This is a genomic window from Acinetobacter sp. YH12129 (genome assembly GCF_013418685.1).
GTDB lineage: Bacteria > Pseudomonadota > Gammaproteobacteria > Pseudomonadales > Moraxellaceae > Acinetobacter > Acinetobacter amyesii.
This window is the reverse complement of record NZ_VPBP01000001.1, coordinates 141505-167771: the sequence shown is the minus strand read 5'-3', so window position 1 is coordinate 167771 and position 26267 is coordinate 141505. Positions and strand designations below refer to the sequence as shown.

Here is a 26267-nt window from a genome sequence, read left to right as displayed (position 1 = left end):
CATGTTTAAGCACAATCAAATCTAGATAAAAATACCTAGTCTTTGATTAATCGAATGGCATTAATTTTTAGGATATGACAGGGCTTTTTATTCAACACATTATAGGTGTTATACGACTTCCCTGTTTTGATGGAATGTACATCCACCCATGCACCCAAAATCTCCACACGATCCCCTGATTTTAAACGACGAATACGATTTGCAACGTCTTCGGATTGAGCAATCACACTGACATTTTGCAATTCGGAGTTGAGCTGTTCAACTTGTGTCGAGGGCACGTTTTTCGCTTGCACGTTAAAACAGCGGTTCTGCTGCGACCACTCAAGATGATATTTTAAAGACTGGATATCATTTGCACCTGAACTCAGTAGCAGATCAATATTGCTGACATAGGCCAAGTCTTGAAAGCCACCCACCACGGTCGGTGCGGCCGGATGTAATGTACGACTACTCGCACTGTAGTAGCGTTTATCCAACAGCAAATATTCACCGGAAAATGCCTGAGTCGCTGTGACCTGAAAATTTTTCAGCACACCAGTTTGCTCTAAATGTGGAATGGCACGAAAATATTCAGACCATATCCACAGCATGAGCGCAAAAACGGCTGCAGTCGCTAAGAGTTTTTCCATGTGGATATTCTGTCCTTATTACTTTTCGACGGTTCTGAGGCTGAGTCACGCGAGCTTAAATATGCTCAAAATCAATTCGGATGGTTTCAAAACGTACTCGCCCTTCGGCAATGGCTTGAGCAATCGCTTGTTGCCCTTTGGTCAAACGTGCCCCACCACTTTTAATATCAATCAGCACCACTTCGATGTCTTCAGCGAGTCCATCACCATCACGAAAGTCGGTATAGCCATCAAAAACCACATAATCGATCGGGTCACCGAGAAACTTTGCATCGCTAGGTAAATATTGAAATTCGGGCATGATCGGCGCCATTTGTTCGGCCATTTTGCCTTTTAAAACAGCACGACTGGTATTTACACTGCGTTTTTGTGCATGGGCCAATGCCTGCTGATGTTCCAATTCTAGTTCTGCAATATATTGCTCATATTCTGCCTTAATCCTTCCATTGCGACTGCCACTTAAAATTAAGGTGGTCAGTACAATCCCAATACACGCGCCAATGAGCATGGCCATCCAGACAGACATTTAAAATTCCTAATCTTTTTAAGATATTACAGCGAAACCTATAGAAAAAACTTAGACTTTGGTTCTTTGTCATATTCCCCGCATTAAACAATGATATGCTAGGGATGAGCAGAATAAAATCTATTTAGGTCGATGAAAACGATATTAATTGCCAATCAAAAAGGTGGTTGTGGCAAAACCATCACAGCAATCAGTTTAGCCTCTGCACTTGCGCAAAAAGGTTATAAAGTGGCCTTGGCAGATGCTGACAATCAAAAGTCTGCACGTCAATGGCTCAAACAGCGCCCAGAGACTGCCGCCCCAATTCAGAGCCTAGATTGGCGTCATGAAAAATCGATTGGTGATGTGCCGAAAGGGATTGAATATCTAATTATCGATGCTCCGGGTGCGTTATCGGGTGAACATGCAGATCAGTTGGTGAGTGAAGCTCACGCCATCGTTACCCCGCTACAACCATCTTTCTTCGACATAGACTCGACCCGTCGTTTTTTAAAGCATTTACAAGAAATTAAACGGATTCGTAAAGGTAAAGTCCAAATCTTATTGCTTGCCAATCGTGTAAAACACAATTCTGCTCATTCCAAAGAAATTCAAGATTTTTTCAATAAAGTTGAACAACAGCCCGTTGCTTGGATTTCTGAACGTACCGCTTATGGTCAACTTGCCATGCAAGGTCTTTCGGTTTTTGATAAAACGCAAAAATTGTACCTCGGAATGCAACAACAATGGCAACCTGTGCTCAATGCCATTATTGAAGACGAAGCCGAGTGGTTTTAACACATCATTCCACATTTTGTTGATATAAAGGCCAATCTTGCAAGGATCTAGCCTGAAAGATATTCACCATAAGTTAACAAGCTCTCGTTTTCGGGAGCTTTTTTTTCGGTTAAGATTGAACACAACATGATGAAAAAATCAGAGCACGCATTGCCAACGTTCGCACCTACATTACAAAAAGTCTTATTGTTCGGATTATTTTTTATCCTGATTTTTTTGAGCTTTAGCGTACTCAAATACTTTATTGTGCCCGTTGTTTGGGCAGCGATTATTGCTTATATGACTTGGCCGCTGTATCAATCGGTGCATCGTTTTTGTGGCAATCGTGCAAATCTAAGTGCGGCGCTGATGATCTTACTGGTGGTGCTCGTGGTGGGTCTGCCGGTGATTTTTGCGATTTTCTTGCTACAACATGAAGGCCGTAACTTGTATTTTGAATTACAAAAGCAAGTTTTCTCTGGTCATGTCAATGTGCCTGATTTTATTCGCCAACTGCCGTTTATTGGTAAAGAAGTCAGTCGTACCCTGCATGAGCTGAACAATGACCCGAACAGTATTATTCAATCGGTACAAATTTGGATTCAGGGGCATTTGAACTACGGTAAAGTTTTGGTCGGCGAAGTCAGTAAAAATATCTTTAAGCTGTGTTTTGCCGTGATGTCTTTATTTTTCTTCTATCGTGATGGTCAAACCATTTTAAGTCAGGTCAGTAAAGCCCTCGAAATGGTCATTGGGCCACGTATTCATCATTATCTTGCCACCATCTCGGATACCACACGTGCCGTAGTGTATGGCATCGGCCTCACCGCGATTGCCCAAGCTTTACTTGCCGGCCTCAGCTATTTTGTTGCCGATGTGCCTAACCCGATGTTATTAACCATCATTACCTTCATGTTGGCACTGATTCCTTTTGGCCCACCGATTTCATATACCGCTGTGTCGTTGTGGTTATTTTCACAAGGTCAAACCATTGAAGCCATTGGCGTCATGGCTTGGGGTGTTTGTGTGGTGAGTACAGCCGATAACGTGATTCGTCCTTTAGTGATTTCAGGGGCAACGCAGATTCCATTCTTATTAATCATGTTTGGTGTTTTGGGTGGGATCGCCAGTTTCGGTCTTGTCGGTTTATTTATCGGCCCAGTGATTTTGGCAGTATTGTTAGCCATTTGGCGTGAATGGTTGCATGAAACCCAAATTGAAGCCGTCATGATGCCCAAAGCAACATTGGCACATAACTTAGACAATATAGATGATAAGCCTGAACAACCTTAATTCAGGCTTGAATTCATTAAACAAATATTACAATCAAATACTTAAATTATCTGTCATCCTGTATCCGCATCTGTTTCAATAGTTGAAACTCCATAAAAACAGACAGGATGCCAAACATGTCTTCACTATTTAAATTCGGTGCGCTTGCTGCGGTCAGTGCCCTGATGTTTACAGGCTGTGCGAGTACCTCGACTTCAACAGGTCTGAATGCAAAAACCGTGACGGTCAATGCCGTGACTGCTCAAGGTATTGGTCAAAGCATCGGTCAAATTAACTTGGTTGATAGCCCTGCTGGCTTGGTTATTCATACCAATTTAACCCAGCTTCCTCCGGGTCCACACGGTTTCCATATTCATGAAAAAGGCTCTTGTGCCCCAGCTGAAAAAGATGGAAAAGCGGGTGCTGCACTCGCTGCGGGTGGTCACTTTAACCCTAAAGCTGCACCTCACCACGGTACACCGTTAACCGGTCACATGGGTGACTTACCGATCCTTCAAGTTCAAACGGATGGCACAGCAAAAGTGAATTTAATTGCACCGCGTTTGAAATTGGCGGATGTACAAGGCTTAGCCATCATGGTCCATGCCGGTGGTGATAATTACTCTGACGACCCTAAACCTCTAGGCGGTGGCGGTGACCGTATTGCCTGTGGTGTGATTCAATAATCAACCTTGCACATAGATTTGAATAAGCGGACTTTAAGTCCGCTTTTCTATTGAATAAAAATTGACAGTTCACAGAAAAAAGCTCAGTCTAATTTACAAAATCATTCGAATACTACAGAACTCTGTGAACACGCGACTCTCTTGGTTTCAACAGTTTCAATCCAGTGCAATCATTATGTATTGCCTGCAAATTTGTATTGTTTTGAGTGGCACCACGCTCGGATTATATTTTCTCGGTTTTCATAGTTTTATTGTTCCCGTCACCTTAGGTGCGATTGCTACCGCGCTCACGGACTTTGATGACCGGCTCAGCATCCGACTGCGTAATTTGCTCTATGTCTGCGTACTCTTCTTTAGTGTCAGTAGTATTTTAGATTTTCTCTATCCCTATAAGCTGCTGTTTATCTTATATCTTTCACTGTCCAGTGCAGGATTTATTTTATTAGGAGCTTTGGGGCAACGCTATGCCACGATTTCTTTTGGCACGATTTTACTGTCGATTTACACCATGTTCGGCTTGGGCGAATATGACACCTGGTATTTTCAACCCAGCTGCTTTGTTCTAGGGGCCTTATGGTATGGCCTGACCTCAATTCTCTTTTACCTGATTAAACCTACCCTACCTGTACAGGACAATCTCTCGCGTTGTTTTTTACAAATCGCCGAAGTACTGAATGCAAAAGCACGCTTATTTGACCCAGATAATGTCAACAATGTGGAACACTTACTGTATGAATTATCGCTCAAAAACAGTGATGTCATCCCGAGTTTAAACACGACCAAAGCTTCTTTACTCACCCGTTTAAAAGCCTCAAGAGCCAATAAAAATACCATCTACTGGCTGAATTTATATTTCTTGGCACAAGATATTCACGAACAGGCCAGTGCGAATTATTTACACTACGAACAAATTCATCAGAATTTTAGCCGTACCGATTTAATTTTTCGTTTTCAAAAAAATATTCGATTACAAGCGCAGGCTTGCCAACAGTTGGCCTACTGTATTTTGCATCGGCAGCCCTATCAGCCTGATCCCATTACTGCGCAAGCACTGGCACATTTGCATGCCTCTTTGCAGGAGTGGATGGCGAATAATCCGCAAAATATAGAAGTGAAAAACCTACAGCTGATCTTGAGTAATTTGGACAGTGTGCAAGAACGTTTTTCGCATGTGCAGGATTTAGATCATTCACAGCAACAGGCCTATCAGCAGCATATCGACAACCTCAATTTACTCGATGACGATATTCACGGTTTGCATGATTTATGGCTCAAATTGAAACAGCATTTGAGTCCAGAATCTGCCTTATTTCGCCATGCTGTTCGCATCGCTTTTGTCTTTGCTATGGGTTATGCCATTTCACTACTGCCCTTTGCCAAAAATGGCTACTGGATATTATTGACCAGTTTATTTGTCTGTCAGATGCGCTATTTTGCGACCAAAAGTCGTTTAAAAATGCGGACTTTGGGAACCATATTAGGGGTCTTACTTGGCATTCCTATTTTGTATTTTGTGCCGAGTGTCGAAGGTCAATTACTACTGACGATTATTTTTGGCGTGTGCTTTTTCTATCTGAGTGCCAAAAAATATGCCATGGCGACCCTCATGGCAACCTTAATGGTCTTGCTGATTTTTAATTTAAAAGGCGCTGGTTATGCGGTCATTTTACCGCGTATCGTTGATACCCTACTCGGCTGTTTTATTGCATGGTTCGCAGTGAATGTGATCTGGCCAGATTGGGACTTTCGCAATATTTCCAAGACCATTCAAAAAAGCTCTGCTGCGACCCTGCATTATTTTGATGCCGTGGTTGAGCAATATCTCCATGGGAAAACCAATAGCATTGATTATCGGCGTGCCCGTCGTTCAGCCCATAATGCTCAAACTGAACTGTCGAGCATGATTTCAAGTTTAAGTACCGAGCCTGAACCCGACCAAACTTTGATTCAACATGCTTTTCGCTATTTGGTCTATAGCCATAGTCAGCTCAGTTATATTTCGGCATTGGGGAGCCACCGTGAACAGGTACAAGACCAACAAGTCCTTGAACTGCTGCAATGGTGTCAAAGCACCTTAGACGACGTCTTAATTCAGCAAAAACCGCTTAACCCTGAGAAAATTCAGCAAAAACTTTTCGAAATTCAAACACTCAGCACTGAAGAAATGCGGTCTAATCACCTGCAACTGGTGCTCAAGCAGATCAGTTTATTATTAGAAACATTAGCCGAACTGATTCAGCTTCGAACACAGCTGATTCAGGCAGAAATAAAATAGAATCATTTGAGACTCATAATGAAAATGCTTAGTTTAGGTCTTAAACGCCTCATATTACCCACGATTGTGGCGACCTCATGTTTAGCTGCGTCTTCTGTTTTTGCAGCACCGACAGCACAAGATTTGAAGCGTATTTTGGAATGTCAGGCCGATTACGACACCTACCATGACACTTTACTCGATTATGAAAAGGCTCTGGGGCAATTGGGCTGGAAACGCCATGATGACCCACATCAACCGTTTATTTATATCTATAAAAATACGCAAGCTGTTGAATTTTTTGGCATGCCGACCCAAGAAATTGGCCTGTCTTCAAATGCAGTATTCGCGATCTATCGCCAAGCCGATGTGAAAAAAATTGCCCAAAAATATGGTATTGAACAACATCCGATGTTTGCCAATATGCCATTTTTCCGTGGTGAAAAAATCCTACGTACGGAAGCTGAAACGGATGATCTGCATGCCATCAATCACAAACTAAGCCTGTCTGAAATGACCGGAAAAAGCCCGATGATTTTACTCGGCTGTAACTATGAATTTGATCAGGGTTCGATTGAAGACGCCTTAGCGGATCTTGAGGATTAATCCGAGTAGATAACTCAGAATTAACTTTAAAAACATTTACTTAGATTCAATATGCGAATCAATTATTTCAACATGAACGCTTCGTTCCTGCTGTGCTTTCAGGTACACTCAAGGCTGAAATCACTTTGAATTTAGACTTCGCATGAATATCAAGACCTTACGCTTTGTGGGCCTACTCGAAGGCATCTCCTTTTTATTATTATTGTTCATTGCTATGCCAATGAAGTACCTAATGGATAATCCAATATTGGTCAAATACGTCGGTATGGGACATGGCGTCTTGTTTATTGCCTTCTTGGTGGTGCTATTTGTGGTCTGTGAAAAGCAAAAATGGTCGCTCAGTGTATTTCTAATGGGCCTGATTGCATCGATTTTGCCTTTTGGCCCGTTCATTTTCGATCGCAAATTAAAAAATGCAGAACAACCGGCAACATCAAATTAAGACGGTATACAGCAAATAAAAAAGCCCAATATTGTTCTACACAGCATTGGGCTTTTTCTATGATGGCATGAACTCGAATTTAAAATTCACCCGTCAATTTGCGCTGCCGCATAATATCTCGCACCACCAAGCGTGGTAGGCTGAACCACAAGATAATGAGGGTAAATCCCGCCAAACTATAGGCCCAAAGGCCAAAGTTTTCATACAGCACGCGCACGATTTCGATCACGGCAAAGAACGTCAGCATCATGATTACAGACACTGCCGCAGCCACTGTGCCCTTCGACATTTCAGACGACATTAAGGCAAAACGATAGAGCACAGAAAAGCTAATCCCTTCACCAAAACTGACCAAACTCATGCCGAGAATGAGAAAGGTCAGAAAATAACTTTCAGTCATCGTCCCAATCACCACGAGGCTCGTTCCGAGTAACATCAGCGGTAGCCCGATCATCACAGACTGACCTAGAGGCAATTTGTCGATGATTTTAATCAGGACAATATTACCGATGATCAGCCCGCCCAAAACAGGAAACTGTGCCATGCCGTATTGCATACTACTCAGTCCAAGCTGCTCCACCAATATGACTGGAGATAGCGCAATCCAGAGCATCAGTGGCATTGCCACCATCGGTAGGCCCAGTGTCAGTGCCAAAAAGCGTTTATTTTTTAACACCTGTTTAAAGTCATCAATGATATAGCCCACCGGTTGCTTGGGGATGCTGATGTGTTGAGTCGGCATCTTGGCTTTTAAACCAAACCAACTCAGAAAAGATAAAAATGCGATTCCAATAAAGCCCCAATGCCATGACACATGATCAATCATAAAAGCACCGAGGACAGGGCCGATCAGTGGTGCCAGTAGTGAAATATTGGCCATGATCGCCATGACTTTGATGGCATCACGCTCTTCAAAAGTTTCCTGAACAGCAGCATAGCCCACGGCAGAAATGACCGACAAACCAAAACCTTGTAAAAAACGCAACGTTAAAAAGCTTTCGATATTATGCGTGAGCAATATCGCTAGACAGCATAAGCTAAAGAATGCCACACCACCCAACAGGACTTTTTTACGGCCTAATCGGTCTGACAATGGCCCTAATATCGCAGCAACACACGCACCTCCCAATAAGTAAAATGACATCGACGAGGGTGCCCATGCACTACTCACGCCAAACTCTTGGGTAATCGCAAGCATGGCGGGTTGGACTAAGTCGTTTCCGATATAGACAGAAAATTCAAATAAAACCAGTGCCAAGGGAAACATTAAGGTAGCACGACTTAATTTTGTGGTTTGTACGTTTTGCATTGTTATCTACATATCAAATGTGTGCTGTCGAGCTTGAAATGACAAATAGGGAGAGACACTTCAGCCCAATGACGAGCACTGTAATATTAATTTTAAAAATGAATTTTCGGCGTATCCGCCATATGTGCGTCGTATTCACAAGACGCTAGATAGAGATAAAATGAACTTCAACGAACCGATCTGTCGGTTTGAGTCCGACTATTTTAACAGTGTTTGCTGGCGTTGTATTGGTCTTTTTAAACTACCGTTTTTATGGTTTTTCATTGTCTGCTTTTTGGATAAAGCGACCTTGTTTTAGGTCCTCATAGGCTTGCATGACTTCTGCAAAATGATTCATCACAAAATAACCTCGCCCATAGATGGGCTCATTTAAAGGCTGCGCTGATAAATACAACATGTGACTATCTTCGACTGCCGTCAATTCTACATTTTCACCTCGGCTCGACATGACTGCCATATGCTGTGCATTTAACGGTTCATCTGTTTCAGTAAATTTCAGTTTGCCTGAGCGTAAATATACCAGCGTGGTATCCCCTTCTTGTGCAGGCAGTGTGATGCTTTGATTGGCTCTGACAAAGACATCAAATACTTGCATAGGCGTATGTGTTTCTGCGGGGCCGTGGGCTGTTAAATATTGCCCTGCAATCACCCTTACATAACCAGCATCTTGGGCTAAATTCACAATAGGAATACTGGCTTTGGCTAAGCTCTGATAGCGTGCAGGATTCATTTTATCTTTAGCAGGTAAATTGACCCACAATTGCAATATTTCAAATGCTCCGCCCCGCTGTGCAAAGGCATGGCTAAAGACTTCTTCGTGTTGTATGCCTGAAGCAGCAGTCATCCACTGCACATCGCCCTCACCAATGACACCACCGCCGCCAGTCGTATCATGATGTTCAAGTTCACCTTTAAACACTAAGGTGACGGTTTCAAAGCCTCGATGTGGATGTTCCAATACGCCTTTTTTCAGTTTGGTTGGTTGCAGTACTCCAGGCCCTAAATGGTCGAGCAATAAAAACGGCGAAACGGTATTGCCCAACTCATAATGGGAAAAAACTGAAGTCACAGGTGCAAAGTCACCGACAGGTGAGCCTGATTCATTAACGTGAATAAAAGCGAGGGTTTTCATCATAAATTTGAAATCTGATCATGATTTGAATTCGATTCAATATTATTAAAAACTATACGAACTCACGAGAATATTTTTAGGATTGAATATTCTATGTTTAGGATGAAAATTAAGATACGCGGAAACTCATCCGCAACTGTCCGAGTCAGGACACATTCAATATGTAAAGTTTCTGCGACCTACACAATTGAAGATGGTATTTGACGAGTTTTGCGGATGAAAGATGGTTTTGCTACTTTTGCCGAAACAAAAGTAGATACGAGCTCCAATCATCGAATTTAAAATGAAAGGACCCCGTCATGCTGAATATTTAGTAAGAAATTTAGACCTTAACTTTTTATAATTTAAGGACACTTCGCCGATTGGAAAGTCTTGGTATTTTTACCACGTTGGCACTGATATTCCTTCTGCGTATTTACACGCTGCCAGTCACCATCCACCAATCTAAAACTATAAATGGTACGAACCGATTTCACCGAATCATCCATTAAACCCGTTTCCGTCACTTTCACCTGCCCCGCATTTGGCGACTCAACACGGTTAAAGTACTGACGAATTTCCACAGTCGACAGCTCTTTACGCAAATCAGGACGTTCTTTTAATACCTGATCGAGTGGCGTAGCAGAAGAACCGACTTTAGACACAATTTTCTGCGTTGTCGCACAACCCGCCAACATCCCCACACACAATGCAGACACAGCAATTAAACGATACATAGAAGCAACTCAAATTTATTATTCAGACCTATCATGCCGAACATTTGTCCAAAACACTATTTAAGCAATGTAAAAGAAGTACCTCACTCCACAAATCAACGTGCGGTCTCTCATCCATGTGCGGCTAAAAAGGCCTGCTATAACCATAAAAAAACGCATCCGAAGATGCGTTCTATTAGGTCTTTAAAAATTAAAGATCGAACAATTTACCTGGGTTCATAATTGCATTTGGATCGAATACTTTTTTCAATGCTTTCATATATTCGATTTCTTCTGCTGAACGTGTGTAATCGAGGTAAGGCTTTTTAGTCATACCCACGCCATGTTCTGCAGAAATTGAACCGTCATATTTTTTCACGGTTTCAAATACGTATTTGTTTACCACTTGGCATTTTGCAAAGAATTCATCTTTACTTAAATCCGCAGGTTTCAAAATATTTAAGTGCAAGTTACCGTCACCAATATGACCGAACCAGCAAATTTCAAAGTCTGGGTAGTTCGCTTCCACAATTGCATCAATTTCTTTAATAAATGCAGGAACATGTGTAATCAGAACTGAGATGTCATTTTTGTATGGTGTAAACGGTGCGATTGACTCTGAAATGTCTTCACGTAAACGCCATAAGCTGTGTACTTGGTCTAAGCTTTGGCTCATCACGCCATCCAGTACCCAACCTTGTTCCATGCAATGTTCAAAGATTTCCATTGCCGCATCCATGATCGGTTCAAATGGTGCTTCAAACTCAAGTAATACATAGAACGGACATGGTGTTTCAAACGGACGTTGTACATGACCATTGTCTAATACTTTTTGCATCGCAAGTTCACCAAAGAACTCAAATGCAGTCAGGTCGATTTTCTTTTGGAAGGCATGTAGAACAGGCATAATCGCATCAAAATCAGGCACACCGAGAACCAATACTTGTAAGTCATGGGGTTGGCGTTCAAGTTTGATTTCAGCTTCAGTCACGAGGCCCAAAGTCCCTTCACCACCAATAAATAAGTGTTGAAGCGCATAACCAGTCGCGTTTTTGATCATGCCTTTGTTCAAGCGCAGGACGTCACCTTTACCTGTAACAACCGTCATGCCCAACACCCAGTTACGAGTCATGCCGTATTTGATGACTTTAATACCACCGGCGTTGGTACCAATGTTGCCGCCAATTTGTGAAGAACCTGAAGATGCAAAATCAACTGGGTAGTACATGCCTTGTTCTTCAGCATAGTTCTGAAGTTGTTCGGTCACCACACCTGCTTGTACGCGAACCATCCGGTCAGCTGGGAAGAATTCCAAGATTTGGTTCATCTTGTCCATGCTCACCACGATTTCACCGTTAGCAGCCACAGCACCCGCAGACAAACCTGTACGACCGCCACTTGGTGTGATCGCTACATTAAATTGGTTGGCAAGTTTTACAATCTGTTGAACTTGTTCTGTGCTTGAAGGGAAAACGACGACCGACGGGTTTGGATCGAAGTGCTTAGTATGGTCACGACCCCAATTTTGGAGACTATCCGCATCGGTTTTAATTCGGCTTTCGCCAACAATAGCGGTCAATTGGGTCAATAACTCTGGGGTTAAAGCGACTGGAGCATTCATCGTTTTCAGACCTTGCAAGAAGTAAACAAGTTTTTTAAAGGTCCAGACTTCATTCAGTCAAAACTGCGGTAACGCATATTTCAAGGGAAAAAGCCTGAAACAGAGCGCATCAAAATGTCAGGGAATTGGTCATGATGATTTTGAGCGGCACCATTATAAGCTATAACTGGGCTTTTTTTGACAAAACCCAAAGAAAAACGTGATTTCAAAATGTCACGAGGAATATGACCAAGTTAATTAGACCAAATCTAAAAAGTATTGACTCATCATTCGCCAAAATAGCCATGACGTCGGTCATAAAGGAAATGTATATCAGGCGACTTCCTATGCTATTATATGCGCACTAAATTTGGCCTTTGTAGCGGAGCCGTAATGAGCCAACATCTTTCTTTACCTAAAGATAAAATTCGTTTCTTGTTGTTAGAAGGCGTTCACCAAAACGCAATCGACACTCTAAATGCTGCTGGATACACCAACATTGACTACCGTAAAACTGCGCTTGAGGGTGAAGCGTTGAAAGAAGCGGTTAAAGATGCTCACTTCATTGGTATTCGTTCACGTACTCAATTAACTGAAGAAGTTTTTGAAGCGGCGAACAAACTGATTGCTGTGGGTTGTTTCTGTATCGGTACAAACCAAGTGAACTTAAATGCTGCAATGATTCGCGGTATTCCAGTATTTAACGCACCATACTCAAATACTCGTTCAGTTGCTGAACTAGTACTTGCAGAAGCGATTTTATTGCTTCGTGGTGTTCCTGCAAAATCTGCTTCAACTCACCGTGGTGGTTGGAACAAGTCTGCAGTTGGTTCATTTGAAACCCGTGGTAAAACTTTAGGTATTGTTGGTTACGGTTCGATTGGCTCGCAACTTTCTGTACTTGCTGAAGGTTTAGGTATGCACGTAATTTATTACGATGCTGTAACTAAACTTCCAATGGGTAATGCACGTCAAGTCGGTTCTATGGGTGAACTTCTTGCCAATGCAGACGTCGTATCTCTACACGTTCCAGACGTTCCATCAACTCGCAACTTCTTCGGCAAAGACCAATTTGCTCAAATGAAAGAAGGTGCAATCTTCCTCAATGCTGCACGTGGTACATGTGTCATCATTGAAGATCTTGCTGATGCAATCAAATCTGGTCATATTGCTGGTGCAGCTGTAGACGTATTCCCGAAAGAACCTAAAGCAAACGGTGAAGAATTCGTTTCTCCACTTCGTGGCTTAGACAACGTGATTTTGACTCCTCACGTGGGTGGTTCAACAATGGAAGCGCAAGCGAACATCGGTCTAGAAGTAGCTGAAAAATTCGTTGCTTACTCTGATAAAGGTATGACTTTATCTGCAGTGAACTTCCCAGAAATCGCGTTACCGTTGACTGAAGGTAAACACCGTTTACTTCACATTCACAAAAATGTGCCGGGCGTTCTTTCAAAAATCAACAACTTGTTTGCTGAACACGGTATCAACATCTCTGGTCAGTCTTTAATGACCAAAGGTGATGTGGGTTACTTAGTGATGGACGTTGACGCAACTGCCTCTAAAGAAGCATTGGATACACTTCACGAAGTTGAAGGTACGATCCGAGTTCGCGTATTGTTCTAATCGTATTAGACACTGAAGCCACAGCCTTCGGGCTGTGGTTTTTTTATTGTTATAAACTTTTAAAATCTGGCTAGTGCCACTCTCCCGCTCTTCGAGTCATCGAAACAAATTTAGTTTATGCCAAATTTTAAAGTTGCACCGGCTGTCCAAGCACCGCTGATCTTGCTTATTGCCATGATCAGCATGCAAAGCAGCGGTTCATTTGCCAAATATCTTTTCGGTCAATTTCCCATACTGACCGTTTCGGCCATGCGTTTAATGCTAGGCGCTTTGATTTTGGCGATTATTTTTAAAGTTTGGCAGATCAATTTTAAACAAGTGAAATGGTCGTCGATCCTCAGCTATGGCTGTGCCTTAGCAGGGATGAATGTATTATTTTACTTGTCGATTGATCGTCTCCCGCTCGGCATTGCCGTCTCTTTTGAATTTATTGGCCCGCTCAGTGTCGCACTATTTGCTGCACGCCGAAAATTTGACTTTATTTGGGTCGGACTGGCTATTTTAGGCCTTATCCTACTTTTTCCTTTTGACCAAGCTGCACAAAGACTTGATCCCGTTGGCATTGCCCTCGCCCTTGGTGCAGGTGCCTGCTGGGCACTCTATATCGTGGCAGGTCAGAAACCTTCTGGCGTTTCAGGCAACCATACAGTTTGTTTAGGTATGTTTGTCGGCATGTGTATGCTTATGCCGATTGCATTATTTGTAGGGATTCCTGCGCATGCCTTTGAACCGATGAGTCTCCTCTATTTTCTTGCTTTAGCCACCTTGGCCAGTGCAATCCCCTTTAGCTTAGAAATGATTGCACTCCGCAATTTAACGGCGCTCAGTTTCGGAACGCTTATGAGCCTAGAACCTGCAATTGCAGCACTCTCTGGTTTTGTCTTTTTAAATGAACAATTACTTTGGACCCAGTGGTTAGCCCTTGCTGTCATTATCTGTGCCTCGATTGGGTGTACCTATACCACGCAAAAAGCCAAAGCCATTTAAATTCAAAATATGTTCCCATGACAATGGATGAACTACATGAATCTCAGACTCAATTTTTTGAATTCAAATTGAATCATGACGTGCTCAGTCCTGCTCTTACATCAGCCGAGCCATAGAATTTTAAATTCAAAATCCATCATGATTTGATCAAATGTTAAAATTCACTCAATTGTCAGCATTACCCGCTATACTGTACTGATTCAAAAATAGGGCTTAACACCGCCCAACAACTGTGTGCCACATGCCAAATTCACAACTTCTTGCTGTTGTTTTCATGGTGCTCTCCATGATCTCCTATCAGATCAGTGCTTCCTTTGCCAAACAACTGTTTTTGGTACTAGACCCACTGAGCGTGACCATTTTAAGGCTGTGTTTTGCCTCGATTATTATTTGTTTGATGTTTCGCTCTTGGCACATTTTAAAACGACTTTCATTTTTAAAATGGCGTGATTTACTCTGCTATAGCGCAGCCCTGTGCCTCATGAATGTCTTATTCTATATGTCACTGGGCAAACTCCCTCAAGGCATTGCCGTTGGACTGGAGTTTATTGGGCCGCTAGGTTTGGCGCTGCTGTCGATAAAAAATCGTAGCGACTATATTTGGGTGTTTTTGGCGATCTTAGGGATTGCGTTGATGGTGCCTTGGGGACAGGCTCAAAGCGGCAATTTCTCACTGATTGGTGCAGCTTGTGCATTGGCTGCCGGACTCTGTTGGGCCTTTTATATTTATTTCGGGCAAAAAGTGGTACACCAAAATATTGGCATGCATGCACTGACCATTGCCATTAGTTTATCGGCATTGACCTTATTACCTATCGGCCTCTATAACAACGCAGCAGCTTTAATGGACACACAATATTGGCCTAAAGCACTGTTGATTGCCATTTTAGCCACAGCGATTCCCTATGCCCTAGACCTCAAAGCCTTAAAGATTCTAAGCAAGCTAAGCTATGGCACATTGTCGAGTATCTCACCTGCTTTGGCAGCTATTACGGGTATGGTTTTATTGGGAGAACGTATCGGCATGTGGCAATGGATCGCACTGCTGTGTATTATGCTCGCCTCAGTCGGGGTGACGATGCGTTCCTCTAAATCGGAAACAGCCAACTAAATTTTTAAAGGCAAAATAGTTAAATAAAAATGGCGGGATTGCCGCCATTTTTCAACACCTTGTCTAAGAACTCCTACATCTAAGCTTTTAAATACAAGGCTTTTAAATACAAGGTTCGAAAAAGTCTAGCTTCTATAAAGGACTTAACCAGTCAGGCTGTCTTTATCTGCTTTTTTATATTTTTTATACTCGGCTAAGTATTGTTTAGCCAAAGCTTCTTTTTGCTTATCATCCAATATTTTACCGGCTTGTTGAAAGAAACCGTGTTCCTCTTCCTGTAAATGATGATGCACAGTTTCTGAAAGTTTTTTGGCAATGGCCAGCCAGCCCGGATTGCTAAATTCAGTCTCAGTCAACTGCTCTAAAAGTTCGTCCATTTCATGATGTTCAGCCAAGGCATGACGGGTAATATTCAGCCCCGAATCGGTCATCATTAAAGGAATATAAAAATATCGGTCTTCCCCGACAGCATGCGCGAATAATTCATTTTTAAGTCGGTCAAACAAATCCCGACGTTCTGGACTATCACCAGAAGTTTGTACTAATTGTTCTGCAAGCGCTCTTTGTTGTTCATGACTTTGACGTAAAGCTTCAAAAATATTCATTCTGATGATGCCCTCTGATGCTTAGCGATAGCTGAGTATTTTTTTAATTCAGCAAAATAAAGTGCTTCATTTTTATACTAAACATATCCGCATCAGAATACAGCGCAGCTCTGTTAAGTTTTGTTTTAAGCTTGTCCTGTAAAGGTTTGATAACCCAACCGTACAATCAAAATACTCACCAAAATCAAAAATAGAATTCGAATAAAGCCACTGCCGTATTTAATCGCTGCACGTACACCAACGATCGAGCCTAATATATTCGCCACAGCCATCATTAAGCCTATAGCAAATAACACATGGCCTGTGGGCGCAAAAAAACTCAGTGCAGCCAAATTGGTGGTTAAGTTGGCCACTTTAGACAAAGCAGAGGCATGCAAAAAGTCGGCTTGTAGATAACGAATAAAAAAGAAGATAAAAAAACTGCCCGTCCCAGGCCCAAAGATGCCGTCATAAAAGCCAATCACCAGACTACCCAGAGCGGCAAGACCGAGGATTTTAGGGGTCAGTTCTTGGCGTACATGCACCTGACCAAATTGTTTTTTGGCAAAGGTATAGATCGCAATCACGATCAACATGACCAAAACAAAAGGACGTAAGACTTCTTTAGGAATCATTGATACACAGGCTGCGCCCACAAAAGAAGCAACAAATGCACAGCTCGCAATGACCGCAAGTAATTTCCAACGGAGTTTGACTTGGCGTAAAAAGGAATAGGACGCTGAAGCCGTACCAAAGATCGAAGACAACTTATTGGTGCCAAACACCGTCGCCGGAGATAAGTGCGGCATGGCATTCATAATGGCTGGAATTTGAATTAATCCTCCGCCCCCCACTGCTGCATCAATTGCACCGGCAAAAAATGCAAAAAATAAGAGGCTTAAAATAATTTCAATTTCCATAATTTGGCTTCAGTGGCTGTTGATGACTATTCAAGATTTAATACACGTTTTGGTACTAAGCGCTTACGATCGGTAATTTCCGCTAGACCTAAGCAACGTTCCCCATCAAATACCAAAACCTGCGCTTCCGCAGCATGCTCAATATTACTTTCCATTCCACGACTAAAATATTCAGCTCGACCTTCCGGCGCTTGCACTTTGCAGAAATGATCGACAGGTGAATACACCGGCAGCAATAATGCTTCACGCTCAGCTTCGGTCAGACTCTCTAAATATTCAATAGTGTAAGTTGGATTGAGATCAAAATGCCCAGTTTGCGTACGGTGTAGATAGGTCAAATGTCCAAAAGTACCCAATGCTTTGGCAATATCTTCGCCTAAAACACGAATATACGTGCCTTTGGAACAGGTGATGTCGAGTGTAATACTATTCTCATTAAATGATAATAACTCGATGGCATAAATCGAAATTGGACGTGCTTCACGCTCTATTTCTATGCCTTTACGCGCCAACTCGTACAGCGGGCGACCTTCTTTTTTCAGCGCAGAATACATCGGTGGAATTTGTTGAATATCCCCTACAAATTGCGCCAAGACATTTTGAATATTTTCTTCAGTCAATGTTGGAACAGCTTGCTCTAATAGTATTTCACCTTCCACATCACCCGTCGTGGTACTGTGTCCTAAAAAGACGGTGGTTTTATAACGTTTAGTCGAATCCAATAAAAAATGCGAAAACTTTGTTGCTTCACCCAAACAAATCGGCAATAAACCTGAAGCCAGCGGATCAAGCGCACCAGTATGTCCTGCTTTTTGTGCACGAAACAACCAACGCACCTTCTGTAAGGCTGCATTCGAGCTAATACCTAATGGCTTATTCAAAAGAAATACACCATGTACAGGACGACGTTGGATCTTAGGAGAGGCTTTTTTCATGTCAAAATTTGGCTAATACAGGAACAGCGCAATGGTAACAACCCACATCTAACGTTTACAACTCTTCTATGTTTTTATCTGCATTTTATGTCATATTGAGTTCGCATTTAGAACTCTAAAACAATTAAAAACGGAATAAAGGTGCATTGGGATATGCAAAAAAATAAACTTTGGCTCATCATTGCCTTGGTCGTTATCGCAGTTGCTGCATTCATATATTGGCTTGCGCCAAAAGCATCACAAAATGATCCTTCAGATCAATCGATTCAACAACAAAATACGCCTTTAGCTCAGGGCGAAACCGCTACGGCTCAAGCAACAAGCGGTTCTTCGCTGCTCAGTCCAAGTCAACAAGACACGGAAGTTAACTGTCAAATCAGTATGGATGGTTCAAACCGTTTGATCGTGAATGAACAAACACGGAATTGCTTTGAATATTTCATTACTCAGTATGGTGAAAAGTCGATAGATCAAATTAAAAAGGATTTTAAAGCCTACATTGCACAAGGTCATAAAGAACCTGCGCTGTCCCAAATTTATGATTTGTGGGATCGTTATATGAAATATCGTGAACAGTTAGGTCATTTACAGCCACCAAGCGACGACAAAGAATCACCACAATATTATCGCTCGATCTACAGCAGCACACAAAATTTAAGAAAACAGTTCTTTTCTGATTATGAAATTGAAGGTTTATTTGGCAAGGAAAATACTTATCACGAATACACGCTGAAACGGATGGAAGTAGTAAATGACAAAAAACTGTCTGAATCAGAAAAAGCCAAAAAACTAAAAGCCCTGTTTGATGAACTCCCAGAAGATTGGAAAGAAAATCTGGAACAAATCAATAAACTTGAAGATTTACGCAAGCTCACAGCAGACATTAAAGCCCGTGGTGGTTCAAGCGAAGAAATCCATCAAATGCGGTTAAATTTAGTGGGTCCAGAAGCTACTCAGCGCCTTGAAAATCTAGACAGCCAGCGCAGCTCTTGGAAATCTAGCGTAAATCAATACCTCACAGAGCGTGACAGCATTGTGAAAAGCAATATGAGTGACAGTGCGAAACAACAAGCGGTGCAGCAACTCCGTAATCAACATTTTAAATCGAAGGAAGATCAGCTCCGCGTCAGTACCTTTGAATCTGTGCATGATCAAGGTGGAAAATTACCTTTCGCAGAATAACTGCAAACAACAATTTAAAAACAACTTCAATTTCAGGATGAAATGATGAAAAAACCACAAGCTCTTTTATGCGCAATCATCGCTGCATCAGCAGTGATCTCCAGCACACAATCCCAAGCGGCGCCAGGACTCCAACATGTCACCGCCAACAGCTCGGCAAACTATGCCAAGACCAAATATCCGATTGTGTTTACCCATGGTATGTTCGGGTTTACTCGCATTGGTTTTGACAGCTTTGGCATGGATTATTTTTATCAAATTTTGCCAGATTTAGCTCGTAATGGGGCCAATACCTTTGCTGCCCAAGTTTCTCCGCTAGAGTCGACAGAAGTCCGTGGTGAGCAATTGCTCTCTCAAGTCGAAGAAGTTCTTGCTCTGACCGGCCAACCCAAAGTGAACCTCATTGGTCATTCACATGGTGGACCGACAACTCGCTACATTGCAGCGATCAAACCTGAATATGTGGCTTCGGTGACTGGGGTTGCAGGCACTTATCGTGGCTCTCTAGTCGCAGATAAAATCCAAGCGAATAAAACTATTAACTCAGTCTTTGGGGTCCTTGGCGATCAACTCTTAGCACCGATTATTACTTGGGCTGAAGGCAACTCGAGTCTACCCAACAGTGTTGATGCATCACTTACCGCGATCAGTGAAAAAGGTTCTGCTGAATTTAATGCAAAATTTCCAACCGCAGCACTGGCTGCGAACTGTAATCAGTCGGGTGCCAAAGTCGACAATGGCGTGTATTACTACTCATGGACAGGTACAGCACAAACCACGAATGTATTAGATGTACTAGATACAGTGATTAGTCAGCTTGCCCCTTTGGCCTATGGAAATCGTGACAATGACGGTTTGGTTGGACGCTGTAGCACCCACATCGGACAAGTAATCCGTGATGACTACAATCACAACCACTTAGATGAAGTGAATATGGTCTTTGGTCTACGCAGCCTATTTTCACCTGACCCAGTTGCGCTCTACCGCCAACATGCCAATCGTTTAAAATTACAGGGACTGTAACTTCAAAAGTTGGCTCCCTTTCAGCACTGAACAGGACGTCTTTGGACGTCCTTTTTTGTTTACAATTTTTTTATTTGTACGCATTAAACAATTTAATTCAATAAGTTATTAAATGATAACAACTAAAATAAATAGCAAAAATAAAAGACGAATGTATATAAATATACTTGTCACCTCAATGCCGTCCATGTCCTAAAATGACATGGAATTTCAAACCGAGCATGAAAAAATGACAAGGCATCTTTGTCTATTCAAACTCTCTAAAATCAAAGATATGGCTTGGCCAATCACAAAGATGTTGCTTAAAAACAGAGAGTATTTTCATTATTAAAAAGTAATAAAAACAACATCAGATCAAGGAACATTTATGCGATCTTTAGTAAACACGGCCAAGATGGCCTCTGTAGCTGCAGTTGCAGGCTTAGCGATGAGTATATCGGCAAGCACTCAAGCTGCGCCTAGCGTCCTTCAGGTGAAGGAAACGGCAAAATCTGACTACGCAAAAACCAAATATCCAATTTTAATGGTGCATGGTTGGCTCGGTTGGTCACGTATCGGCACCGACACCATCGGACTAGATTATTGGTACCAAATCTTGCCAGATATGGCACGAAATGGCTCAACCGTATTCGCAGCGCAATTATCTCCTGCAAATACCACAGCACATCGTGGCGAGCAGTTAATTGCACAAGTTGAAGATGTTTTGGCTATTACAGGGAAGCCAAAACTTAACTTAATCGGTCACTCTCATGGCGGCCCAACTGTATTGTATGTTGCTCAAACAAAACCACAGTACATTGCGTCTATTACAGGTGTTGCAGGAACCTATCACGGCTCTAAAGTAGCGGATGATATTCAAGGCAACTCACTTTCTCGCACTGCCTTTAATATTTTAGGTGACTATATTGTCGGCCCACTGATTGCTTTAGGTCAGGCAAAACCTGAGCTTGAAATTGATTTCGATGCTTCTATGAAATCATTATCACAAACAGGTTCTGCTGCATTTAACAGTACGGTTGCAAAATCTGCTGTAGCTGACGGTGTTTTGGCATCTTCAGAAAATTGCAGCAAAAACTTAAAGCAAGTCGACAGCAAAGGCATTCAGTACTATTCATGGACCGGTGTTGCACAAACCACGAATCTACTTGATATCGATACGATCCTGATGCAACTCGGACCATTGTCTTACGGCAATAAAGACAATGACGGTATGGTTGCACGTTGTAGTGCTTATATCGGTAAAGTCATTAATGACAGTTACAAACTTAACCATACCGATTTAGCCAATATGATGTTCGGCTTAACAGGTCTATTTGCACAAGATCCTGTGGCGCTGTACCGTCAACATGCAAACCGTTTAAAACTGCAAGGACTTTAATTCTTATCATTGAAATTTAAATGCAATAAGGGGGCTTCGGCCCTCTTATTTGCTTTTATCAATCTGAAAATTCATGATCTTTTATTTTGTTACATTTAGCGTCACAGTTAATCTCTTTCAATTTGCAACAGGTGGTCTTTATTGCTTTATTAGAAATGACAATAAATATTGTCATAAAACAATAATACATTGAGGATCGCTCATGAAATACGGATCATTTTTAGCAGGTTTAATTGCAGCTACATTCATCGGTAATGTATCTGCATCGCAAGCAACCCAAGTCACTGCCAAAGCTAGTTCCAGCTATGCAAAGACCAAATATCCAATCGTATTCAACCATGGTATGGGTGGTTTCATTACCGTTGGTACGGACTCATTTGGACTCGACTATTGGTATCAAATCCTTCCTGATCTTGCCCGAAATGGTGCAAATGTTTGGGCAACTCGCGTATCGCCTTTTAACTCTACCGAAGTGCGTGGCGAACAGCTTCTACAACAAGTTCTTGAAATCCAAGCACTCACAGGTGCGGATAAGGTGAATTTGATTGGACACAGCCATGGTGGGCCAACAATTCGTTATGTTGCCGGTGTGCGCCCAGATGTGGTGGCTTCATTAACCAGTGTTGCAGGACCTCATCAAGGCTCCCCTGTAGCAGACTTAATTTTAAAAGCTGAAGGCACCGCTGTCGAAGCACCCTTAGTCGGAGCTGTGAATTTTGTCTCTAAAGCCATTGTTTGGGCGCAAGGTCTAGATCCAACGACTTATCCTCATGACGCATTGGCAGGTGGTTCAAGTTTAACGCTAGCGGGTTCTGCAAAGTATAACGCCGCATTCCCTCTGGGCTTGCCTAAATCCAATTGTGCTGATGGCAATAGCGTGGAAAAAGGCATTTACAACTATTCATTTACAGGCGTTGGCCAAATCACCAATATTTTAGATTTAGACTCAGCCCTAAAAGTGACCGCATTACTGATCGATGGCGGAAAAGACAATGATGGCCTCGTATCACGCTGTAGTGCCAAATTTGGTAAAACCATTCGTGATAACTACAACTGGAACCATTTAGATGAAGTCAACCAAGTGCTTGGTCTCAAAGCGTTGTTCGCACCAGATCCTGTCGATGTTTATCGTCAACATGCCAATCGTTTAAAACTTCAAGGTTTATAATTTAGTAAAGCTATACATTAAACCCTGTAAATTCAGGGTTTAATGATATTTTCATTAATCAATATACAAAATATCTTTCATTCTATCGATTAGTTCTCACATTTTTCTTTCCTTTTTTATAATCCTTAATGACAATAAAAATTGTCAGATAGGCAATTTTGTCTATTTCCAAACTAAACTGAATCAAAGTTTGAAAACCAAAACAAAAAGAAAGGAATGAAAAATTGCTCTGTGCCACGCTCCTTGTAAGTATGGCAGTGACCCAAACGCATGCTGCATTGGGTATACAGCAAGCGACCACTAAAAAAGTCATCGACAATTATGCTGAAACCAAATACCCCCCTAGTGTTTGTACACGGGATGTTTGGTTTTAATCGCTTAGGCGGTGCCGTTTTTGGTCTAGATTATTGGTATCAAGTTCTCCCTGATTTAGCAAGCCATAAGGCTACGGCCTTTGCTACACAAATCTCCCCGTTGGAGTCCATTGAAGTTCGCGGTGAACAACTGTTAGACCAAGTTGAACAAGTGGTTGCGATTACTGGCAAACCTAAAGTGAATTTAATTGGTCACTCACATGGTGGCCCTACGGCTCGATATATTGCGGGTGTACGACCTGATTTGGTTGCCTCTGTCAGTACGGTCGCAGGAACCAATGACGGTTCACCTGTGGCAGATTTAGTACAGAGTGTCCCGATTTTAAATGGCGTATTAGCGACTGTTATGGATGCCTTAATGACCCCAGTGATTAACTTCGCCCAGCAGTCTAACCTCCCTTCAAATTTTAAAGCTTCGATCTACAGTATGTCTCAACCGGGTGTGAAAGCCTTTAACGCAAAATTTCCACTCGGTATGCCTGCAACCAAATGTGCTGATGGCTCAAGTGTTGCCAATGGCATTAGCTTCTATTCATGGACAGGTATATCTAACACCACCAACTTACTTGATCCAGATACGATCTTTACTGCAATGGAGCCAATTGCATTTAGCGGACAACCGAACGACGGCTTAGTGAGCCAATGTAGCAGTAAATTGGGTAAAACCGTCCGTGATAATTATAAGTGGAACCATTTCGATGAAGTCAATCAAGTATTGGGCTTGAAAGGACTATTTGCACCAGACCCTGTTTCAGTCCACCGTCAACATGCCAACCGTTTGAAACTTGAAGTTTTATAACTTTCTTTCATGCATAAAAAAATGCGCCTAAAGGCGCATTTTTTTACAGCGTTGTAAAACAAATTATTTTGCTTTACGAGCTGGTAATTTTTCACGAATACGTGCAGCTTTACCAGACAATTCACGTAGGTAGTAAAGTTTAGCACGACGAACGTCACCTCGACGTTTCACTTCGATACCAGCAACGATTGGTGAGTGAGTTTGGAATACACGCTCAACACCGAAACCGCTAGAAATTTTACGTACTGTGAACGCAGAGTTCAAACCACGATTTTTCTTAGCAATTACAACACCTTCAAATGCCTGAAGACGTTCACGCTCACCTTCTTTTACTTTAACTTGAACAACTACTGTGTCACCAGGAGCAAAAGCAGGGATGTCTTGTTTCAACTGTGCATTTTCAACAGCTTGTACTAAAGGATGTTTACCGCTCATGGGGTATCTCCGATTATGCGAGTTAGAAGAGGTCTAATCATCGCTGGGGCTAGAGGCTAAAGCGCATAGACCCGATTGACTTTCCCTTTATGCTTGACCGCTTCAATGCATAAAGAGCCTAATATAAGATTTAAAAAATTAAACCTTGGAATCTTTTAGCCATTTCTTTTGCTGCTTGGTCAATTCAACTTTTTCAACCAACTCAGGTCGGCGTTCTAAAGTGCGTTGATATCGCTGCAAAAACCGCCACTTCTCAATATTGGCATGATGTCCCGATTTTAATACTTCAGGAACATCTAAACCTTCAAAATGGTCTGGCTTGGTATATTGTGGGCAATCTAAAAGACCATCCACAAATGAGTCTTGCACATGTGATTGCTCATCAGACATTGCACCCGGAAGTCTCCGAATCACACTATCCAATAAAACCATCGCAGGGAGTTCACCACCAGATAAAACGTAATCGCCTATTGACCATTCCTGATCAACATATTGTTGGATCAAACGCTCATCTACACCTTCATAACGACCACACAATACAATCAATCCATCATATTTGACGAAATCTTGTACCGAAGGTTCATTTAAGGTTTTTCCTTGCGGCGACATATACACCACAGGGACATGAACAGCACCCGCTTGCTTGGCAAGCTGTTTGGCACGATGAATTGCTTTCGCTAATGGCTCAGCCATCATCACCATACCTGGACCACCACCAAATGGACGTTCATCCACTCTTTTGTAGTTGCCCTCAGCAAATTCGCGTGGATTGATACAATGAACTTGCACAATGTCACGTTTTGCTGCGCGCCCGCTAATACCGTAGGCTGTAATCGCTTCAAACATTTCAGGAAAAAGCGTAATGACTGCAAAAAACATCGCAGACTCCTCTATTTTCCTGCTGCGTCAATCCTTAAAGGATTAATAATCTACGCCCCAATTTACGTAGATACGACCAGCTTCGAGATCAACACGCTGTACTACATCTTTATGCCATGGAATCATTCGCTCTTCGCTATCGACACTGTCAGCAGTAGCGCGAACTACCATCACGTCGTTAGCACCTGTTTCAAACAATTCGTGGATTTGACCGAGGTTGACTTCTTGTTCATCTTCTCCAAGACCTAACACTGTTAAGCCCTTCAAATCTGACCAGTAGAACTCATCCACGCCTGCTTGAGGCAGTTGCGATTTAGAAATCCAGATATTTGCGCCAACCAAGTTATCTGCCGCGGTACGATCACTCACACCTTTTAGCGAAACAACCAAGCCTTTGCCATGTGGTTTCCAACGTTTTACATCTACTGTTTGCCAACCTGCTTTGGTCTCAATGTACCAAGGGAGGTAGTCAAAAATATTGCTCATAGGTTCTGTATTGGAATAGACCCAGAGCCACCCATTTAATCCATATGCTGAACGTAGCTGTCCAATCTGAATACGATCTTCGGGAACATTCTGTGTTGGTGTCATGGGTAACCTACTACTAATTAAGCAGTAGCTGCAGCTTTCTTAGCTTCAGCAGCTAAAGAAGCAACACGTTCTGAAGGTTGAGCACCTTGTGAAACCCAGTGAGCAAAACGGTCAGCATCTAAACGAAGTTTTTCTGCTTTACCTTGAGCTGTAGGGTTGAAGAAACCGATACGTTCGATGAAACGACCGTCACGTGCATTACGGCTATCAGTCACAATGATTTGATAGAACGGACGTTTTTTAGCACCACCGCGTGCAAGACGAATAACAACCATGATAGAACCTTATAGTTTTTACGGATTATCCTTGTACCGACCATCGATACAACTCAAACCCCTTTCATAGAGGGCAATATTTTACGTGATATT

Annotated in this window: 26 protein-coding genes and 1 pseudogene; 14 read left to right on the top strand and 13 right to left on the bottom strand. The window is 42.3% G+C overall.

Annotated features, from left to right (window positions below; translation table 11 throughout):
* Positions 1-35 precede the first annotated feature (35 nt).
* Both FTU65_RS00805 and FTU65_RS00800 read right to left on the bottom strand, forming a co-directional pair.
* A complete protein-coding gene (locus FTU65_RS00805) occupies positions 36-629 on the bottom strand; it encodes a hypothetical protein (RefSeq protein WP_180066157.1) in 594 nt (197 codons plus the stop codon).
* Between the two features lie 55 nt (positions 630-684).
* Positions 685-1155 (bottom strand): Holliday junction resolvase-like protein, encoded by a 471-nt coding sequence (locus FTU65_RS00800; protein ID WP_078192492.1) that lies wholly within the window; start codon positions 1153-1155, stop codon positions 685-687.
* Between the two features lie 132 nt (positions 1156-1287).
* Here FTU65_RS00800 and FTU65_RS00795 point away from each other — a divergent pair, with 132 nt between their 5' ends.
* The 6 genes from FTU65_RS00795 (at position 1288) to FTU65_RS00770 (ending at position 7171) form a co-directional block, all read left to right on the top strand.
* Positions 1288-1932 (top strand): ParA family protein, encoded by a 645-nt coding sequence (locus tag FTU65_RS00795; protein WP_180066155.1) that lies wholly within the window; start codon positions 1288-1290, stop codon positions 1930-1932.
* A gap of 150 nt (positions 1933-2082) precedes the next feature.
* A complete protein-coding gene (locus FTU65_RS00790; protein WP_180049315.1) occupies positions 2083-3204 on the top strand; it encodes an AI-2E family transporter in 1122 nt (373 codons plus the stop codon).
* A gap of 116 nt (positions 3205-3320) precedes the next feature.
* The gene (sodC, locus tag FTU65_RS00785; RefSeq protein WP_180026077.1) at positions 3321-3869 is read left to right on the top strand and encodes a superoxide dismutase family protein; all 549 of its coding nucleotides are present in this window, start codon (positions 3321-3323) and stop codon (positions 3867-3869) included.
* Between the two features lie 124 nt (positions 3870-3993).
* The gene (gene yccS, locus FTU65_RS00780) at positions 3994-6144 is read left to right on the top strand and encodes a YccS family putative transporter (RefSeq protein WP_373683436.1); all 2151 of its coding nucleotides are present in this window, start codon (positions 3994-3996) and stop codon (positions 6142-6144) included.
* An 18-nt stretch (positions 6145-6162) separates the two neighbouring features.
* Positions 6163-6729 carry a hypothetical protein gene (locus tag FTU65_RS00775; protein ID WP_180064835.1) on the top strand — a complete coding sequence of 189 codons (567 nt, stop codon included), beginning with the start codon at positions 6163-6165 and terminating at the stop codon, positions 6727-6729.
* 142 nt (positions 6730-6871) lie between these two features.
* Positions 6872-7171 (top strand): DUF3817 domain-containing protein, encoded by a 300-nt coding sequence (locus FTU65_RS00770; protein WP_078189335.1) that lies wholly within the window; start codon positions 6872-6874, stop codon positions 7169-7171.
* A 79-nt stretch (positions 7172-7250) separates the two neighbouring features.
* Here the strand turns inward: FTU65_RS00770 and FTU65_RS00765 are convergent, their stop codons facing one another.
* The 4 genes from FTU65_RS00765 to FTU65_RS00750 form a co-directional block, all read right to left on the bottom strand.
* Positions 7251-8480 (bottom strand): MFS transporter, encoded by a 1230-nt coding sequence (locus tag FTU65_RS00765; protein WP_180024318.1) that lies wholly within the window; start codon positions 8478-8480, stop codon positions 7251-7253.
* Positions 8481-8730: 250 nt separating this feature from the next.
* Positions 8731-9612, bottom strand: coding sequence for a pirin family protein (locus FTU65_RS00760; protein ID WP_180064902.1), 882 nt, complete (start codon positions 9610-9612; stop codon positions 8731-8733).
* A 344-nt stretch (positions 9613-9956) separates the two neighbouring features.
* On the bottom strand, positions 9957-10328 hold the full coding sequence (locus FTU65_RS00755; RefSeq protein WP_180004761.1) for a hypothetical protein: 372 nt from the start codon (positions 10326-10328) through the stop codon (positions 9957-9959).
* A 190-nt stretch (positions 10329-10518) separates the two neighbouring features.
* A complete protein-coding gene (locus tag FTU65_RS00750; RefSeq protein ID WP_180026080.1) occupies positions 10519-11928 on the bottom strand; it encodes an FAD-binding oxidoreductase in 1410 nt (469 codons plus the stop codon).
* A 372-nt stretch (positions 11929-12300) separates the two neighbouring features.
* Here FTU65_RS00750 and serA point away from each other — a divergent pair, with 372 nt between their 5' ends.
* The 3 genes from serA (at position 12301) to FTU65_RS00735 (ending at position 15631) form a co-directional block, all read left to right on the top strand.
* Positions 12301-13533, top strand: a complete 1233-nt coding sequence (serA, locus tag FTU65_RS00745; RefSeq protein WP_078189340.1) for a phosphoglycerate dehydrogenase — start codon at positions 12301-12303, stop codon at positions 13531-13533.
* Between the two features lie 117 nt (positions 13534-13650).
* On the top strand, positions 13651-14520 hold the full coding sequence (locus tag FTU65_RS00740) for an EamA family transporter (RefSeq protein WP_180012356.1): 870 nt from the start codon (positions 13651-13653) through the stop codon (positions 14518-14520).
* A gap of 241 nt (positions 14521-14761) precedes the next feature.
* Positions 14762-15631 (top strand): DMT family transporter, encoded by an 870-nt coding sequence (locus FTU65_RS00735; protein WP_180008737.1) that lies wholly within the window; start codon positions 14762-14764, stop codon positions 15629-15631.
* Positions 15632-15774: 143 nt separating this feature from the next.
* Here the strand turns inward: FTU65_RS00735 and FTU65_RS00730 are convergent, their stop codons facing one another.
* The 3 genes from FTU65_RS00730 to truB form a co-directional block, all read right to left on the bottom strand.
* Entirely contained in the window at positions 15775-16236 is a 462-nt protein-coding gene (locus FTU65_RS00730) for a hemerythrin domain-containing protein (protein WP_168378156.1), read from the bottom strand.
* Positions 16237-16361: 125 nt separating this feature from the next.
* Complete coding sequence (locus FTU65_RS00725; protein ID WP_180021548.1) at positions 16362-17135, bottom strand: TSUP family transporter; 774 nt, start codon at positions 17133-17135, stop codon at positions 16362-16364.
* 26 nt (positions 17136-17161) lie between these two features.
* The gene (gene truB / locus FTU65_RS00720; protein WP_180064836.1) at positions 17162-18070 is read right to left on the bottom strand and encodes a tRNA pseudouridine(55) synthase TruB; all 909 of its coding nucleotides are present in this window, start codon (positions 18068-18070) and stop codon (positions 17162-17164) included.
* Positions 18071-18223: 153 nt separating this feature from the next.
* On the opposite strand from truB, the gene FTU65_RS00715 reads away from it, so the two are divergent.
* The 5 genes and pseudogenes from FTU65_RS00715 to FTU65_RS00695 all read left to right on the top strand — a co-directional run bounded on the left by FTU65_RS00715 (position 18224) and on the right by FTU65_RS00695 (position 23994).
* Positions 18224-19252 carry a lipase secretion chaperone gene (locus FTU65_RS00715; protein ID WP_180004766.1) on the top strand — a complete coding sequence of 343 codons (1029 nt, stop codon included), beginning with the start codon at positions 18224-18226 and terminating at the stop codon, positions 19250-19252.
* 42 nt (positions 19253-19294) lie between these two features.
* Positions 19295-20275, top strand: coding sequence for an esterase/lipase family protein (locus FTU65_RS00710; protein WP_373683060.1), 981 nt, complete (start codon positions 19295-19297; stop codon positions 20273-20275).
* Between the two features lie 367 nt (positions 20276-20642).
* Positions 20643-21653: a triacylglycerol lipase gene (locus FTU65_RS00705; RefSeq protein WP_078192506.1), complete on the top strand. Its 1011-nt coding sequence runs from the start codon at positions 20643-20645 to the stop codon at positions 21651-21653.
* A 202-nt stretch (positions 21654-21855) separates the two neighbouring features.
* Positions 21856-22821, top strand: coding sequence for a triacylglycerol lipase (locus FTU65_RS00700; protein WP_180064837.1), 966 nt, complete (start codon positions 21856-21858; stop codon positions 22819-22821).
* Positions 22822-23072: 251 nt separating this feature from the next.
* Positions 23073-23994 (top strand): annotated as a pseudogene (locus tag FTU65_RS00695) (esterase/lipase family protein).
* Between the two features lie 63 nt (positions 23995-24057).
* On the opposite strand, the gene rplS reads toward FTU65_RS00695, so the two are convergent.
* The 4 genes from rplS to rpsP form a co-directional block, all read right to left on the bottom strand.
* Positions 24058-24429, bottom strand: a complete 372-nt coding sequence (gene rplS, locus FTU65_RS00690) for a 50S ribosomal protein L19 (RefSeq protein WP_078189351.1) — start codon at positions 24427-24429, stop codon at positions 24058-24060.
* A gap of 138 nt (positions 24430-24567) precedes the next feature.
* Positions 24568-25308 (bottom strand): tRNA (guanosine(37)-N1)-methyltransferase TrmD, encoded by a 741-nt coding sequence (trmD, locus tag FTU65_RS00685; protein WP_180064838.1) that lies wholly within the window; start codon positions 25306-25308, stop codon positions 24568-24570.
* A gap of 42 nt (positions 25309-25350) precedes the next feature.
* The gene (gene rimM, locus FTU65_RS00680; protein WP_180011363.1) at positions 25351-25899 is read right to left on the bottom strand and encodes a ribosome maturation factor RimM; all 549 of its coding nucleotides are present in this window, start codon (positions 25897-25899) and stop codon (positions 25351-25353) included.
* Positions 25900-25916: 17 nt separating this feature from the next.
* Positions 25917-26174, bottom strand: coding sequence for a 30S ribosomal protein S16 (gene rpsP / locus FTU65_RS00675; protein WP_078189354.1), 258 nt, complete (start codon positions 26172-26174; stop codon positions 25917-25919).
* Positions 26175-26267: the final 93 nt, after the last annotated feature.